The sequence below is a fragment of the Pseudomonas sp. WS 5051 genome, from assembly GCF_012985715.1.
Taxonomy (GTDB): domain Bacteria; phylum Pseudomonadota; class Gammaproteobacteria; order Pseudomonadales; family Pseudomonadaceae; genus Aquipseudomonas; species Aquipseudomonas bubulae.
Genome location: NZ_JAAQWV010000006.1, coordinates 59,317 through 75,218, shown reverse-complemented (window position 1 = coordinate 75,218; position 15,902 = coordinate 59,317). Strand labels below are relative to the sequence as shown.

At 60.0% G+C, this 15,902-nt stretch carries 16 protein-coding genes; 10 read left to right on the top strand and 6 right to left on the bottom strand.

Annotated features, from left to right (window positions below):
- The first annotated feature begins 73 nt into the window (after window positions 1–73).
- On the top strand, window positions 74–985 hold the full coding sequence (locus HBN79_RS11580) for an alpha/beta hydrolase (protein WP_095018184.1): 912 nt from the start codon (window positions 74–76) through the stop codon (window positions 983–985).
- On the top strand, window positions 982–1,308 hold the full coding sequence (locus tag HBN79_RS11575) for a hypothetical protein (RefSeq protein WP_029611547.1): 327 nt from the start codon (window positions 982–984) through the stop codon (window positions 1,306–1,308). The genes HBN79_RS11580 and HBN79_RS11575 overlap by 4 nt, the downstream gene beginning before the upstream one ends.
- A gap of 159 nt (window positions 1,309–1,467) precedes the next feature.
- On the opposite strand, the gene HBN79_RS11570 is transcribed toward HBN79_RS11575, so the two are convergent.
- Complete coding sequence (locus HBN79_RS11570; RefSeq protein WP_095001282.1) at window positions 1,468–2,247, bottom strand: OmpA family protein; 780 nt, start codon at window positions 2,245–2,247, stop codon at window positions 1,468–1,470.
- Between the two features lie 66 nt (window positions 2,248–2,313).
- Complete coding sequence (locus tag HBN79_RS11565; protein WP_169916774.1) at window positions 2,314–2,712, bottom strand: DUF4398 domain-containing protein; 399 nt, start codon at window positions 2,710–2,712, stop codon at window positions 2,314–2,316.
- Between the two features lie 285 nt (window positions 2,713–2,997).
- On the opposite strand from HBN79_RS11565, the gene ppc reads away from it, so the two are divergent.
- From ppc to HBN79_RS11540, 5 genes are all read left to right on the top strand, one after another.
- Complete coding sequence (gene ppc, locus HBN79_RS11560) at window positions 2,998–5,628, top strand: phosphoenolpyruvate carboxylase (protein WP_095001283.1); 2,631 nt, start codon at window positions 2,998–3,000, stop codon at window positions 5,626–5,628.
- Window positions 5,629–5,914: 286 nt separating this feature from the next.
- Window positions 5,915–6,562 (top strand): adenylate kinase, encoded by a 648-nt coding sequence (gene adk / locus HBN79_RS11555; RefSeq protein WP_095001284.1) that lies wholly within the window; start codon window positions 5,915–5,917, stop codon window positions 6,560–6,562.
- A 95-nt stretch (window positions 6,563–6,657) separates the two neighbouring features.
- Window positions 6,658–7,341: a tRNA (adenosine(37)-N6)-threonylcarbamoyltransferase complex dimerization subunit type 1 TsaB gene (gene tsaB / locus HBN79_RS11550; protein ID WP_095018182.1), complete on the top strand. Its 684-nt coding sequence runs from the start codon at window positions 6,658–6,660 to the stop codon at window positions 7,339–7,341.
- Window positions 7,342–7,457: 116 nt separating this feature from the next.
- Entirely contained in the window at window positions 7,458–7,745 is a 288-nt protein-coding gene (locus HBN79_RS11545; protein WP_095018181.1) for a hypothetical protein, read from the top strand.
- Window positions 7,746–7,749: 4 nt separating this feature from the next.
- Window positions 7,750–8,613, top strand: a complete 864-nt coding sequence (locus HBN79_RS11540) for a DUF72 domain-containing protein (protein ID WP_095018180.1) — start codon at window positions 7,750–7,752, stop codon at window positions 8,611–8,613.
- On the opposite strand, the gene HBN79_RS11535 is transcribed toward HBN79_RS11540, so the two are convergent.
- The gene (locus HBN79_RS11535) at window positions 8,610–9,230 is read right to left on the bottom strand and encodes an energy transducer TonB (RefSeq protein ID WP_095018179.1); all 621 of its coding nucleotides are present in this window, start codon (window positions 9,228–9,230) and stop codon (window positions 8,610–8,612) included. The two genes, HBN79_RS11540 and HBN79_RS11535, sit on opposite strands and share 4 nt — an antisense overlap.
- A gap of 93 nt (window positions 9,231–9,323) precedes the next feature.
- Here HBN79_RS11535 and HBN79_RS11530 point away from each other — a divergent pair, with 93 nt between their 5' ends.
- Window positions 9,324–10,106, top strand: a complete 783-nt coding sequence (locus HBN79_RS11530; protein WP_095001289.1) for a class I SAM-dependent methyltransferase — start codon at window positions 9,324–9,326, stop codon at window positions 10,104–10,106.
- A 119-nt stretch (window positions 10,107–10,225) separates the two neighbouring features.
- Here HBN79_RS11530 and HBN79_RS11525 read toward each other — a convergent pair whose 3' ends face one another.
- Window positions 10,226–10,867, bottom strand: coding sequence for a TetR/AcrR family transcriptional regulator (locus HBN79_RS11525; protein WP_169916740.1), 642 nt, complete (start codon window positions 10,865–10,867; stop codon window positions 10,226–10,228).
- Between the two features lie 89 nt (window positions 10,868–10,956).
- Between HBN79_RS11525 and HBN79_RS11520 the strand changes: the two genes are divergently transcribed.
- Both HBN79_RS11520 and HBN79_RS11515 read left to right on the top strand, forming a co-directional pair.
- Complete coding sequence (locus HBN79_RS11520) at window positions 10,957–12,057, top strand: efflux RND transporter periplasmic adaptor subunit (protein ID WP_095001291.1); 1,101 nt, start codon at window positions 10,957–10,959, stop codon at window positions 12,055–12,057.
- Between the two features lie 5 nt (window positions 12,058–12,062).
- Window positions 12,063–15,128: an efflux RND transporter permease subunit gene (locus HBN79_RS11515; RefSeq protein ID WP_169916739.1), complete on the top strand. Its 3,066-nt coding sequence runs from the start codon at window positions 12,063–12,065 to the stop codon at window positions 15,126–15,128.
- Between the two features lie 67 nt (window positions 15,129–15,195).
- On the opposite strand, the gene HBN79_RS11510 is transcribed toward HBN79_RS11515, so the two are convergent.
- Both HBN79_RS11510 and HBN79_RS11505 read right to left on the bottom strand, forming a co-directional pair.
- Complete coding sequence (locus HBN79_RS11510) at window positions 15,196–15,594, bottom strand: YbaY family lipoprotein (RefSeq protein WP_095001293.1); 399 nt, start codon at window positions 15,592–15,594, stop codon at window positions 15,196–15,198.
- 124 nt (window positions 15,595–15,718) lie between these two features.
- Entirely contained in the window at window positions 15,719–15,895 is a 177-nt protein-coding gene (locus HBN79_RS11505; protein ID WP_153328079.1) for a hypothetical protein, read from the bottom strand.
- Window positions 15,896–15,902 lie beyond the last annotated feature (7 nt).

The following is a 15,902-nucleotide window of genomic DNA, read 5'->3' as shown; positions in this document are numbered from 1 at the left end:
TTCAGTTGAACCGCGTCGATGCCATCGCGAGCAAGCCCGCTCCCACACTCACTCGTTCAGGCGAATCGTTCTGATGAAAATCCTGGCTGCACTCTGCCTGCTGTTGACCCTCAGCGGATGCAGTTCCCTGTTGTTCTACCCTGAGCCCGGCCAGCCGGTTACCCCGAAGGCCGCTGGCCTGGATTATAGCGATGTCACCCTGACTGCCGCCGATGGCACGCGCCTGCACGGTTGGTGGCTACCGGCCAAGAAAGGCGTGCCGCTCAAGGGCACGGTGCTGCATCTGCACGGCAATGGCGGCAACCTGGCTTACCATCTCGGCGCCACTGCCTGGTTGCCGGAGCAGGGTTATCAAGTGCTGATGCTCGACTATCGCGGTTACGGCCTGTCCCAAGGAGAGCCCGGGCTGCCGGCGGTGTATCAGGACATCGATGCCGCTTTTGACTGGTTGCAGCATGAGCCGCAAACCCGCGGCCTGCCGTTGATTGTGCTGGGGCAAAGCCTGGGCGGCGCCATGGGCATCCACTACCTGAGCGAGCACCCGCAGCAGCGCGCGCGAGTCAAGGCGGTGGTGCTCGATGGCGTGCCGGCCAGTTACCGCGAAGTGGGGCAGTTTGCCCTGAGTACGTCCTGGCTGACCTGGCCGCTGCAGGTGCCGCTGTCCTGGCTGGTACCGGATGCCGACAGTGCTCTTTACGCGATACCGAACATGGGCGACACGCCGATGCTGATCTTCCACAGCCTCGATGATCCCATCGTGCCGCTTTCCAATGGCCTGCGCCTGTACCAGGCTGCGCCACCGCCCAAGGTGCTGCAACTGACCCGTGGCGGCCATGTACAGACGTTTGCCGACCCGACCTGGCGTCAGGTAATGCTGCGTTACCTGGATGACCCGCAACATTTCAATGGCGTGCGGCGCCTGGGCGAAATTGCCAATTACCCCGCGTCACCGAACACCGAACTTGAATCCGAGAGCCAACAATGAGTGAAGAACGCAACGCCATCCCCCTGATCATCACCGGTATCTGCAGCATTATCGGCACCGTGGGCGCCCTGTGGTACTACGGTTACCTGCATTTTGCCAAGCCCGAGGACGCCTTGCTGCTCAGCGACTTCACCATGCTCAAAACTATCCCGGGGGAGGACTATAAGGTCTCGCTCACGCCGGCCAACCAGGTGGCGCAGTGCATCGACGGCATCATCGTCTTGTTCGATACCGAGCAAAAAGGCCTGACCGGTGTGCTGGTCAACAACAAGAAACAGGCCGTACGTTGCCTGGGCCAGGAAACGCCGAAGCTGGAGCAGTAACGTTCTGTTGTGGGAGCGGGCTTGCTCGCGATTGAATCGCCTCGGTATGCCTGACGAACCGCGCTGTCTGCATCGCGAGCAAGCCCGCTCTCACAGTTGTGAATATATTTGCGCAAAAAAAAGCCCCGCCTGATTACTCAGGCGGGGCTTTTTCATGTCTTACTTCATGGTTGAACGCGGAGCAACCGGCTGGTTGTCGTTGGAGATGGTCACTTCAACGCGGCGGTTCTGGGCGCGGCCAGAATCGGTGCTGTTGCTGGCCACCGGGTATTCCTTGCCATAGCCCTGCGCCACGATGCGGGTAGGGTCTACGCCTTTGCGCACCAGTGCATTACGCACCGACTCGGCACGGCGCTCGGACAGGGTCTGGTTGAAAGCCGCCGAACCGACACTGTCGGTGTAACCCTCGACAATCACCTTGCGGTCCGGGTTCTGCAGCAGGTATTCGGCCAGGGTGTTGATATTGCGCATGCCGTTGGGTTGCAGCTCGGATTTGCCGAACTGGAACAGCACATCACCAAAGGTCACCAGTGTGCCGCGTTCGGTTTGCTTGGCGTTCATGCCTTTGAGTTGCTGGATCTGCGCATCACGGGCATCGAGCAAGGCCTGGTTGCGCGCCGCACCGGCGTTTTTCAGATTGTTTTCAGCGGTTCGCAACGCGATGGTCTGCTTGGCCACTTCCACACGCTGGTTGGTCAGGTAAGCCAGCTGGTCAACCTTGGACTCGTCTTCCTTGTTCAGGTAAGCCTTTTCAGCCTTGTCCAGCCATTCGCTGGCGTCCTTGGTTTCGAGCGCTGCAACCTTGGTCGCTTCAGGGTTGGTTTGCAGGGCCGAGAAGTTGGTCTTGGCGTTTTCCAGGTTGACGTTGGGCTGGTGCGAGCACGCCGCCAGGCCAACGCTCAGGGCCAACAGGGCAGGGATCATTACTGTATTGCGCATGATATGTCGTCCTTTCTATCGATTAGGAATGCTGTGTCGTCAGATGCAGTCAAAAAAGGGCAGCGTTTACTGAACGCTGCGCATGCCTTCCTGACGCAATTGCTGAACGGCATTCTGAGCATCCTGAACAGCCTTCTCTGCTTTAGCTGCCTGGGCCTTGCGCTCTGCTACGCGAGCATCCCACTCAGCCTGTTCGGACAGGCGGCGGGCCTCGTCATATTTTTTGTCATGCATGGCCAGCTCGGCCTGCTTGAGCTTGTCCTGGGCTGACTTCATTTCCACCGGTGCATATTCAGTGGCACCTGCGCTCACGGCGTTGTTCACCGCCGATTGCGTCACGGCGTACTGCTCTGAAGGTGGATTGCCAGCACAACCGGCCAGAACGAAGCTGGTGCCGATTGCCAGCGCAGCCAGTTTTAGCCCGCGCAGGCGAGGTGAGGTGGTTTTGACAGTGCGGGTCATCATGGTCTTCAACTCCATTGGGAAGCTCCTTAAAAAAGCAAATTCCATCACGACTGGCGACGTCACCCGGAGTGTTGGAACACGAGTTCCAGCGGTGATGGTTAATGGCTGTGACCGAAGCGTTTTTTGAATAGTTCAATAAAAGATGGCATTTGGCCTAAAAGATTTTCTGACCGATTGGTCAGCGCATTTTTTTAAATCTGTGCTTCCCATGGCTTGCCTCCAACTGCCTTTGCAACGCACTCTTGGGGCACGAGCTGTCCCCGGATCCTGCTGGAGAAACTGCTGATGACCGATATTGATGCACGCTTGCGCGATGATGTTCACCTGCTGGGTGAGCTGTTGGGTAATACGATTCGTGACCAATACGGCGAAGCTTTTCTCGCCAAGATCGAGCGCATTCGCCAGGGGGCCAAAGCCGACCGGCGCGGCACCACCGGCGAGGAGTTAAGCGCCATTCTGGACGCCCTGGGCGATGACGAAGTGCTGCCCGTTGCGCGAGCCTTCAACCAGTTTTTGAACCTGGCCAATATTGCCGAGCAGTACGAACTGATCCACCGCCGTGAAGAAGGCCAGCCCCAGCCGTTTGAGGCGCTGGTGTTGCCGCAACTGCTTGCGCGCCTGCTCGCCGAAGGCCATGACCCCGAGTCGCTGGCGCGCCAGGTCAGCCGTCTTGAAATTGAACTGGTACTCACCGCACACCCCACTGAAGTGACTCGCCGCACCCTGATCCAGAAGTACGATGCCATAGCCGAGCAACTGGCGGCCCAGGACCATCGTGACCTGACCCTCGCGGAAAAATCCGAGATTCATCAGCGCTTGCAGCGGTTGATCGCCGAGGCCTGGCACACCGAAGAAATCCGTCGCACCCGACCTACCCCTGTGGATGAGGCCAAGTGGGGTTTTGCGGTGATCGAGCATTCGTTATGGCACGCCGTGCCGCATATGCTGCGTAAGGCTGACAAGGCCCTGCATGCCGCGACCGGCCTGCATTTGCCGCTTGAGGCCGCACCGGTCCGCTTTGCTTCCTGGATGGGCGGCGACCGTGATGGCAATCCCAATGTCACGGCCAGCGTTACCCGTGAAGTACTGCTGCTGGCGCGCTGGATGGCGGCGGACCTGTACCTGCGCGATATCGACAAACTGGCGGCCGATCTGTCGATGCAACAGGCCTCGGCGCAACTGCTGGCCGCTGCAGGCGACAGCGCCGAGCCGTATCGCGCCGTACTCAAACAATTGCGTGAACGCCTGCGGGCCACCCGCAATTGGGCGCATACAGCCTTGCACAGCACCCAGGCCGCGCCGCCTGAAGTGCTGCAGGACAATCGCGAACTGCTGGCGCCGTTGCAGCTGTGTTATCAGTCCCTGCATGCCTGTGGCATGGGCGTAATTGCCGATGGCCCGCTGCTCGATTTCCTGCGTCGGGCTGTAACCTTCGGCCTGTTCCTGGTGCGCCTCGATGTGCGCCAGGATGCTGCACGCCATGCCTCGGCCATGACTGAAATCACCGATTACCTGGGCCTGGGCCGCTATGAGGACTGGGACGAAGATGCGCGTCTTAGCTTTCTGATGCGCGAATTGAACAACCGTCGGCCGCTGTTGCCCGGTTATTTCAAGCCGGGGGCCGACACCGCCGAAGTGCTGGCGACCTGCCGCGAAGTCGCTGCCGCACCGGGCGCCTCGCTGGGCTCCTACGTGATCTCGATGGCCGGTGCTGCCTCGGATGTACTGGCGGTGCAACTGTTGCTCAAGGAGGCTGGGCTGGAGCGGCCGATGCGGGTTGTACCGCTGTTCGAAACCCTCGCCGACCTCGACAATGCGGGGCCGGTGATCGAGCGCCTGCTGCTGTTGCCGGGTTATCGCGCGCACCTGCAGGGCCCGCAGGAAGTGATGATCGGCTATTCCGATTCGGCCAAGGATGCGGGCACCACCGCGGCCGCCTGGGCGCAGTACCGGGCGCAGGAAGCCCTGGTCAATATCTGCCGTGAGCAAGGCGTCGAGCTGCTGTTGTTTCATGGTCGCGGCGGTACCGTGGGGCGCGGCGGTGGCCCGGCTCACGCGGCCATCCTGTCGCAGCCGCCGGGCTCGGTGGCGGGGCGTTTCCGCACCACTGAACAGGGCGAAATGATTCGCTTCAAATTCGGCCTGCCGGACATTGCCGAGCAAAATCTCAACCTGTACCTGGCCGCCGTGCTGGAGGCCACTTTGCTGCCACCGCCCCTGCCGGAGCCGGGCTGGCGGGTACTGATGGATGAGCTGGCGGCAGACGGGGTCGCTGCCTACCGTGGCGTAGTGCGGGATAATCCGCAGTTCGTCGAGTACTTTCGCCAGTCCACCCCGGAGCAGGAGCTGGGCCGCTTGCCTCTGGGCAGTCGGCCGGCCAAGCGCCGGGCAGGGGGCATTGAAAGCCTGCGGGCCATCCCGTGGATTTTTGGCTGGACCCAGACCCGCCTGATGTTGCCCGCCTGGCTGGGTTGGGAAACTGCATTGCGTCGTGCGCTGGAACGCGGTGAAGGTGATCAACTGGCACAAATGCGTGAGCAGTGGCCCTTCTTTCGCACCCGTATCGACATGCTGGAAATGGTCCTGGCCAAGGCCGATGCCGATATCGCCCGGCTTTACGACGAGCGCCTGGTGAGCCCGGAACTGCTGCCATTGGGTGCGCACTTACGCGACTTATTGTCGCAGGCGTGCGCAGTGGTGCTGGGCTTGACCGGGCAGGCGCAGTTGATGGCACATAGCCCGGAGACGCTCGAGTTCATCCGTTTGCGCAACACTTACCTTGATCCTCTTCATCTATTGCAGGCCGAGCTGCTGGCACGCTCGCGTCGCCAGCAAGCGGCGCAGGACAGCCCTCTGGAACAAGCGTTGCTGGTGACTGTGGCCGGGATCGCGGCCGGCTTGCGCAACACCGGCTAAGGCAAAACAGCGGCAAATGTCGCGCCAGAGCGGGCGGGGACACGGCAGACTGGATGCCGATCGCTGCGCGGGCGCGACACTTTATTGTGGGGTTGCGACCTGTGACACCCGGCCGCACAGGCCCGTTTGGCTGTAATTTTTCCTACTTTGGGCGGCTTGTGTGGGCCGGGCCTGCTGTGTATCTTGATCAGCCCTTGGCCGTTTTGATGGCCATAACCCGATTTTGAGACTGGCCCAAAGAGGCGAGTTTGTTGTCATTTAAATAAAAAATTTGAGGAGCACATCGATGCGCGTAATTCTGCTGGGAGCTCCCGGGGCCGGTAAAGGTACTCAGGCAAAGTTCATCACTGAAAAATTTGGCATCCCGCAAATCTCCACCGGCGACATGTTGCGTGCAGCCGTAAAAGCCGGCACCGAGCTGGGCCTGATCGCCAAAGGCGTGATGGACAGCGGTGGCCTGGTTTCCGACGACCTGATCATCAATCTGGTCAAAGAGCGCATTGCTCAGCCGGATTGCGTAAACGGTTTCCTGTTCGACGGTTTCCCGCGCACCATTCCGCAAGCTGAAGCGCTGGTTAAAGCCGGTGTCGAGCTGGACCACGTGCTGGAAATCGCCGTTGAAGACGAAGAGATCGTCCAGCGTATTGCTGGCCGTCGTGTACACGAAGCCTCGGGCCGTGTGTACCACACCGTCTACAACCCGCCAAAGGTTGAAGGCAAGGACGATGTGACCGGCGAAGATCTGGTACAGCGCAAGGACGACACCGAAGAAACCGTTCGTCACCGCCTGTCTGTTTACCATTCGCAAACCAAGCCGCTGGTGGACTTCTACCAGAAGCTGGCCGCTGCTCAGGGCAAGCCCAAGTACAGCCACGTTGAAGGCGTTGGCTCGGTCGAATCGATCACGGCCAAGGTGCTTGAAGCACTGAGCTGATAAGTCGATTTTGCGTCATGACAACAGCCCGCTTGCGGGCTGTTGTTGTTTATACTGCTGCACTTTTTTCAATTCTGATTCTGACGGGAACACCGATGACCACCTTGCTGGCCCTGGATACCGCGACTGAAGCTTGCTCAGTTGCCTTGTTGCACGATGGCAAGGTTACTAGCCACTACGAGGTGATCCCGCGCCTGCATGCGCAAAAGCTGTTACCGATGATCAAGGCGCTGCTGGCCGCGGCCGGTGTCGAGCTGTCGGCGGTTGAGGCCATTGCCTTCGGTCGCGGGCCTGGTGCCTTTACCGGTGTGCGTATTGCCATTGGCGTGGTTCAGGGCCTGGCCTTTGCACTGGAGCGCCCGGTGTTGCCGATCTCCAACCTGGCGGTCCTGGCCCAGCGTGCTCACCGTGAGCACGGCGCAACCCAGGTGGTGTCGGCGATCGATGCGCGCATGGACGAGGTGTATTGGGGCTGCTACCGCGAAGAAGCGGGTGAAATGCGCCTGCAAGGCGCTGAAGCGGTATTGGCGCCTGAGGCTGCGGCCTTGCCCGATGGTGCTACAGGCGACTGGTATGGCGCGGGCACTGGCTGGGGCTATGCCGAGCGCTTGAACGTCAAGCCGTATGCAATGGACGCAGGCATGTTGCCCCACGCCGAAGACCTGCTGACCCTGGCCCGCTTTGCCTGGGCCCGCGGCGAAGCCATCCGTGCCGATGACGCCCAGCCTGTGTACCTGCGCGACAAGGTAGCGGCTACAAAAGCCGAACGTGGCGTTTGATCCACTTTTGTAGCAGCTGCCGAGCGGAGCGAGGCTGCTGCTACAAAATGGCCGGCCCATTTGCTTAGTCTGCCCTGCGCCGCTAAATTGTATCTATCGTTACAGAGCATGCAGCCATGCGCATTGACAGCTTTTCTCCCCGGTCATACCCCATCAAGCGCAAGCCGCGTAATGGTCAGGCGGTGGTTGATGAGTCGGTTGAAGACACTGAGGCTGCGCCCGAAAACACCCCCCGCACATCCTCCGGCGCCGAGCGCATCAGCCAGTTGCCGGTGCGCTCGCAAGACATGATCTTCCAGCGCGCCATGAGCAAAAGCGCGGCCAGTGCCCTTGCCAGCTACCTGACCACCGCAGGCTTCGTCGACTGGGAACAGGAAGTGCTGGGCCTGGATCTTTACATCTGAGTACATGACTGACCTTCCTTACTACCTCGGTTGTCCGTCCTGGAGTGAAAACGCCTGGCGCGAAGGGCTGTATCCGCAAAACGCCCGCCCGGCGGATTTTCTGAGCCTGTATGCGCAGGTGTTCAATGCGGTCGAGGGCAACACCACGTTTTACGCCAGGCCTGCACCGACCACGGTGGTCCGATGGGCACAAAGCCTGCCTGAACACTTTCGGCTGACGGCCAAGTTCCCTCGGGATATCAGTCACGGCGGTGATTTGCGCGAGCAATTGCATGCAGCCGAAGACTTCCTGCAACTGTTGCAGCCCTTGGGAGCGCGTGTAGCGCCATTTTGGCTACAACTCCCGGCAAGCTTCGGGCCACAGCGCCTGGCGGAGCTGGTGAGCTTTGTGGACGCCTTGCAGAGGCCGTTGGCCGTTGAGGTGCGGCATCCGGAGTTCTTCGCCAAGGGCGATGCCGAGCGCCTGCTCAATCGTCTGCTGATGGATCGAGGGGTTGAGCGTATCTGCCTTGATTCGCGGGCACTGTTCAGTTGTGATTCGGGCGACCCTGCCGTGCTTCACGCACAATCGAAAAAGCCCAGGGTGCCCCCACGTCCGGCGGCTTTCACGCAATGTCCGCAGGTGCGTTTTATTGGCCGTCCGGAGCTTGAGGCCAACGATCCTTACCTGGTGCCCTGGGTTGAAAAAGTCGCGGGCTGGATCGAGGAAGGGCGCACGCCCTATGTTTTTTTGCACACGCCGGACAATCACCGTGCTCCGGAACTGGCACGGCGTTTTCATCTTCAACTGAGTGAAAGGTTACCTGGGTTGCCGGCATTGCCCGAGCTGCATCCCCCCCAGAGTCGCGAACAACTAGGCCTGCTTTAAGCCGCCAGGCGCAAGTTGTTGACCACCAGCGGGCGTGCCCAGCCCAGATCGAAATCCATGGCCCGTTGTTGCTCGATCAGGGTCATGGCATCGAAGGGCTCGGCAGGCGGCGACAGCAAGTCAGACTCAAACTCGGCAATGGGCAGATGCAACGCGCGAGGTTCAGGCGCAGGGCCCGGTTCAGGCAGCGGATGGCCCTGAGCCATGACTACTGGGCGCACCCACGTAGTGTTGAAATCCTGCTGGTGTTGTTGCTCGACAATGACCTCAGGCGGGTAGGGCACGGCGGGCGGTGGCAGCAGGTCCAGTTCAAATTCGGCAATGGGCAAAAACAGGGCTTCAGGCGGGCGCAGTTCAGTGTCCTGAACGTCGCAGTGGCGCTGGGTCACGATAGTGCCCAAAACCTCACTGCCGCCACGGGGCTCGGCATTTTCATTTTTGGCTGTCGGCGCTGTATCAACCGTCGCATAGTCTTCAGTACCGGACTGCTCGGCCAATGCCTGGGCGTAGAAGTCCTTCCACAGGTGGTTGACGCTTCCTGTGATCTGGGAATTGTGTCGGCCAAAGTCACCAATGGGCGCAATAAAGCCGATAGATGCGGATTGAATGTCTGACATAACTCTCGGTTGGCGCTCAGCTCTGGCAAAATGCCGGATATTTCATTTATCGGCAGTCTTTGCCGATCATTAAATTTTTGAGCGTGTTTTTAGATGATTGAGCAAACAGCGGGCTGTCGTATCAAAGTCGAGGCACTGGACGAGGCTTATCAGGCCCTGGCCGAGCAATGGGCCGAGCGTCTGGGTTTGTCGTTGGACGAACCGGACGCCGAGTTCGCCTTGCAATTGAGCGCCCAGGGTTTGCAGCTGCAGCAGTTGGGCGCAGATGCGCCGGGCCCGGTGCGGGTCGACTTTGTCGAAGGTGGCGCGGCCCATCGACGTTTGTTTGGCGGCGGCACGGGGCAGATGATCGCCAAGGCCGTGGGGATTCAGCAGGGTGTGCGCCCGCGGGTGCTGGATGCCACGGCGGGCCTGGGCAAGGATGCATTTGTGCTGGCGAGCCTGGGCTGTGAAATGAGCCTGATCGAGCGCCAGCCGCTGATCGGTGCCTTGCTCGAAGACGGGCTGGCCCGTGGTCTGGATGACTTTGAGGTGGCGCCGATCGTGTCGCGTATGCACTTGCTCAAGGGCAATTCGATCGAAGTGATGCGCAATTGGCAAGGCGAACCGCCGCAGGTGATTTACCTGGACCCGATGTTCCCCCATCGCGAAAAAACCGCCCTGGTGAAAAAGGAAATGCGCTTGTTCCGGCCATTGGTGGGTGATGACAACGATGCCCCGGCGTTGCTGGAAGCTGCGCTGGCGTTGGCCAGCCACCGGGTGGTGGTCAAGCGCCCGCGCAAGGCACCGTGCATTGCCGGGCCCAAGCCGAGCCATGCGCTGGATGGTAAGTCGAGCCGTTACGATATTTATCCGAAAAAAGCGTTGAAACCTTAAAAGCCCCTCTCCCGGAGGGAGAGGGGCCTAAAAGGTAAAAGCAAATCTGCGTAACACCACAGATCAGCCCCCTCTCCCTCCGGGAGAGGGTTGGGGTGAGGGTAAAAGGCGCCGCGGTCTCACGACAATGGCTGATACGCCCGCATAAATATCCCCACCACTTCCTGCACATGGGCCTCGCTTTCCTCAGGCCCCGGCGGTTCACCGCCAGCAAACAGCAGGCGAAAGTTCGGCGCGCCCTTGAGCATGCAGAAGAAGTGCTCCGCCGCATAATGGGGGTTGTCGATCTGCAGCGCGCCGCTTTGATCCATCTTGCGCAGTAGCCCCTCCATCTCGTGCACCACGCGCTCCGGCCCGGCCTCCAGAAAGATCTGCGACAGCTTGGGGTCCTGGCTGCCCAGGGCAACCATAAGGCGATGCAGGTTCAGCGACTCTTCGCTGTTGATCAGCACCTGAAAACCACGGGCAATGTTCAGCAATACATCCTTGATCGGCTTGCCCGCCGGCAATTCAAAGAACAGTACCGGCAACTGTTCGGTGCATTTGGACTTGATTGCCGAGGAAAACAGGGTCTCCTTGTCGGTGAAGTGACTGTAGACCGTCAGTTTTGACACGCCTGCCAGGCCCGCAACCGCATCCATGCTGGTGTTGGCATAGCCCTTGGTCAAAAACAGGGTTTTGGCGGCGTCGAGGATCGACTGGCGTTTTGCCAGGTCCTTGGGGCGCCCGAGGGCATTGGGGGGTAAAGGATTGTCAGACATATCCGTTTATTACTGGACTGGTGAGTTTAGTATTAATAACATGCTGCCAGTATAAATATTCCAAGCCCCATTAGCGAAAGGTCATCACCATGTTGCGCCATGCCTTGCCCCGCGCTGTGCCTGTGTGTCTGCTGTTTTTATTGTCTGGGTGTGGGCAGCAGGAGCCCGCAAAAATCAGCATCAGCCCGGCGATGGTGGTGCAACCGCAGCCTTCGGCACTGGCCAGCCAGAGTTACCCCGGCGAAGTGCGGGCACGCTTTGACCCGCAGTTGGCGTTTCGCATTGGCGGCAAAGTTACCAAGCGTCTGGTGGACGAGGGGGAGCGGGTCAAGGCTAATCAGCCGCTGGCCGAGCTGGACCCGCAGGACGTGCGCCTGCAACTGGACGCCACTCGCGCCCAGGTCGCCGCCGGGCAGGCCAACCTGAACCTGGTGCGTGCCGAGCGCGACCGCTACAAGACCCTGCTGGACCGGCAGATGGTCAGCCGTTCGCAGTTCGACAACGCCGAAAACCTCTACCGCTCAGGCGAAGCCAGGCTGCAACAGCTCAAGGCCGAGCAGGACGTGGCCAGCAATCAGGCGAGTTATGCGGTGTTGCGTGCGCCGCAAGACGGAGTGATTGCCCAGCGCCAGGTCGAAGTGGGGCAGGTGGTCAATGCCGGGCAAACGGTGTTTACCCTGGCTGCCGATGGCGAGCGTGAGGTATTGATCAGCTTGCCGGAACAGGATTTTGGCCGTTTCAAGATAGGCATGCCGGTAGCGGTCGAGTTGTGGTCGCAGCCTGGCCAGCGCTTCAGCGGTCGCATCCGCGAACTGTCGCCTTCAGCTGATCCTAAATCGCGCACCTTTGCTGCCCGTATCGCTTTCACCGCTGGCAAAGTGCCTGCCGAACTGGGACAAAGTGCCCGGGTGTTTATTCAGAGTGAAGGTGTCAGCTCGCTGTCGGTGCCGTTGTCGGCCCTGACTGCGGAAAATGGTGCGTCCTATGTGTGGCGGGTGGGCCAAGGCAACAAGCTGGAGCAGGTGCCCGTGCGTGTGGGGCCGTTTGGCGAAAGCAGCGTGCCGGTGCTCGAAGGCCTTACGGCCGATGACTGGATTGTTGCCGCCGGTGTGCATGTGTTGCATCCCGGCCAGGAGGTGCGGCCGATTGATCGCTCCAACCGGGCAATCAATATTGCGGCCAAGGAGTGATCCCCATGGGTTTCAACCTGTCCGCATGGGCATTGCGTAATCGCCAGATCGTCCTGTTTCTGATGCTGTTGCTGGCAATCGTTGGCGGTCTTTCTTACACCAAATTAGGGCAAAGCGAAGACCCGCCGTTTACCTTCAAGGCGATGGTGATCCGCACCCTTTGGCCGGGCGCCACGGCTGAAGAAGTCTCGCGTCAGGTCACCGAGCGAATCGAGAAGAAACTGATGGAAACCGGCGAGTACGAGCGCATTGTCTCGTTCTCGCGCCCGGGTGAATCGCAAGTGACCTTTATGGCCCGCGATTCGATGCATTCCGACCAGATCCCCGAGCTGTGGTATCAGGTACGCAAAAAGATCAGTGATATCCGCTACACCTTGCCACCGGACGTTCAGGGGCCGTTCTTCAACGATGAATTTGGCACGACCTTTGGCAATATCTACAGCCTGAGCGGCGAAGGTTACGACTACGCGGTACTCAAGGACTACGCTGACCGTATCCAGATCCAGCTACAGCGGGTCAAGGATGTGGGCAAGGTCGAGTTGCTGGGCCTGCAGGACGAAAAAATCTGGATCGAACTGTCCAACCTCAAGCTCGCGACCCTGGGTTTGCCGCTGGCTGCCGTGCAAAAAGCCCTTGAAGAGCAAAACGCAGTATCGACGGCGGGCTTCTTCGAAACCCCGACCGAGCGCGTGCAATTGCGTGTGAGCGGTAACTTCAAGACGGTCGAAGAGATCGAGCGCTTCCCCATTCGCGTAGGCGAGCGCACCTTGCGCATCAGCGACGTGGCGGATGTGCGTCGCGGTTTTAATGATCCTCCGGCACCGCGCATGCGCTTTATGGGCCAGGACGCGATTGGCCTGGCCGTGGCGATGAAGGACGGTGGCGATATTCTGGTGCTGGGCAAGGCACTGGACACCGAGTTTGAGCGGATCCAGAAAAACCTTCCGGCGGGGATGCAGCTGGGCAAAGTGTCAGACCAGCCTGCGGCGGTGAAAACCAGCGTTGGTGAGTTTGTGCAGGTGCTGGTCGAAGCACTGGTCATCGTTTTGCTGGTGAGTTTTTTCTCCCTGGGTGTGCGTACCGGCATGGTGGTGGCGCTGACCATTCCGCTGGTGCTGGCCATGACCTTTGCCGCCATGCATTACTTTGGCATCGGCCTGCACAAGATCTCGCTGGGCGCGTTGGTACTGGCGCTGGGCCTGCTGGTCGACGACGCGATCATTGCCGTGGAAATGATGGCGATCAAAATGGAGCAGGGCTACGACCGGCTCAAGGCCGCCAGCTTTGCCTGGACCAGCACCGCGTTCCCGATGCTCACCGGTACGCTGATAACGGCTGCGGGCTTTTTGCCGATTGCCATGGCGCAGTCGAGCACCGGCGAATACACCCGCTCGATTTTCCAGGTGGTGACCATTGCCCTGCTGGCGTCGTGGGTGGCTGCGGTGGTGTTTGTGCCGTATTTGGGCGCGCTGTTGTTACCGGACCTGGCGAAGATTCATGCGGCCAACCACGGCACAGGGGCTGGCGTGCCTGACCCCTATGCAACGCCATTTTACCAGCGCGTACGTCGGTTGGTGGAGTGGTGCGTGACCCGGCGCAAAACCGTGATTGCCCTGACCGCGTTGGTGTTTATAGGCTCGGTGGTGCTGTTCAAGTTTGTTCCGCAGCAGTTCTTCCCGGCGTCCAGCCGACTGGAGCTGATGGTCGATATGAAGCTGGCCGAGGGTGCTTCGTTGAGCAACACCACCGACCAGGTCAAGCAGCTCGAGGCACTGCTCAAGGATCACCCGGGCATCGAGAACTATGTGGCTTACGCAGGCACCGGTTCGCCCCGCTATTACCTGCCACTGGATCAGCAACTGCCCGCGGCGAGCTTTGCCCAGTTTGTGGTGTTGGCCAAGACCATCGAGGACCGGGAAAGCCTGCGCACCTGGTTGATCGACACGCTCAATGAACAGTTCCCGACGATACGCTCGCGGGTGACGCGTCTGGAAAACGGCCCGCCTGTGGGCTATCCGGTGCAGTTTCGGGTGACCGGCGAGCATATCGAAGAGGTACGGGCGCTGGCGCGCAAGGTCGCAGCCCAGGTGCGGGGCAACCCCTATGTGGTTAACGTGCACCTGGACTGGGAAGAGCCGAGCAAGGTGGTCAACCTCAATATCGATCAGGACCGGGCGCGTGCCCTGGGGGTGAGTACGGCCAACCTGTCACGCTTCTTGCAAAGTACCTTGCTGGGCTCGACGGTCAGCCAGTACCGCGAAGATAACGAGTTGATCGAAATTCTGCTGCGCGGCACAGCCCAGGAACGTACCGAACTGGCGCTGCTGCCGAGCCTGGCGGTACCGACCGATAATGGCCAGAGCGTTGCCCTGTCGCAGATTGCGACCCTGGAGTACGGCTTTGAAGAAGGCATTATCTGGCACCGCAATCGTCTGCCGACCGTGACGGTGCGGGCGGATATTTACGGCAAGGAGCAACCGGCGACCCTGGTGCAGCAGATTCTGCCGACCCTGGAAGGTGTGCGTGCCGAGCTGCCAGATGGCTATCTGCTGGAAGTGGGTGGCACGGTGGAAGACTCCACCCGCGGCCAGGACTCGGTGAAGGCCGGTGTACCTCTGTTTATCGTGGTAGTGCTGACGTTGCTGATGGTGCAGTTGCGCAGTTTCTCGCGCATGGTGATGGTATTCCTGACGGCGCCTTTGGGTTTGATCGGGGTGACATTGTTCCTGTTGTTGTTTGGCAAACCGTTCGGTTTTGTGGCGATGCTGGGCACCATTGCGTTGTCGGGGATGATCATGCGCAACTCGGTGATCCTGGTGGATCAGATCGAGCAGGACAAGGCGGCGGGGCTGGACCCGTGGCGGGCGGTGATTGAAGCGACGGTGCGGCGGTTCCGGCCGATTGTGCTGACCGCGCTGGCGGCGGTACTGGCGATGATTCCACTGTCACGCAGCGTGTTCTTCGGGCCGATGGCGGTGGCCATTATGGGCGGGTTGATCGTGGCGACTGTGCTGACGTTGCTGTTCTTGCCTGCGTTGTATGCGGCTTGGTTCAAGGTGAAGAAGGTCTAGGAGCCAAAGCCCCTCACCCCAACCCTCTCCCTTCGGGAGAGGGTTGGGGTGAGGGCGAGCCTGCGGATTAGCGAATCTGATCCACGCGCACACGGATCGGCTGCTGGGTCTTGGCCGTCAGGTCGACACTGTTGCGCTCGGTGTTGATAAACAGCAACTGGCCGTTCTCTTCAATCCGCGCGCTGATTGCGTAGGTGTGGCCGGGTTTGATTTGCGCCGGGTCATAGGTCAGGTGGAAAGGCAGTGGCACCTGGCCTTTTACCGGGCCGCTCTGTTTGGCCAGTGTTACTGCTGGCGCGTCGGCCAGAGACACATCCTGCAGGCTCACTTCCAGTGTAGCGGTAGGTGGCAGGGCGATACGTTGCAGGTAGAACACTTCACCGTCGAGGGACGCTTGCGGGGTCGAGGTCATGGAACTACAGGCTCCCAGCAGGGCGGTCAGGCTCAGTAAAAGTAACTTTTTCATAGGGCAGACTCCGTTTCTTTTCCTGTGTAAGACATTTCACACTGGAGAAAGGAAGGGATTCTAGCAATGAACTTGCCTTTGAAGCGGCAAACCTGTGCCTGACAACCGCTGCTGTTTCAGTGGGTTATTCAGTCAGAGGTTCATCCTGGGATTCGTCAGGGGGGTTGTTGTGGCTGGCGGGTTGGATGCCGTTGCCACCGTGGACGCTGCCATCGGGATTCTGAACATGCCAGGGCGTGCCAGCATTACCCCTGGTTTCAGGAGAGGGGTGTTCGGAGGGGGTTTTGTTGTCTTGGGTCATTTCCAGA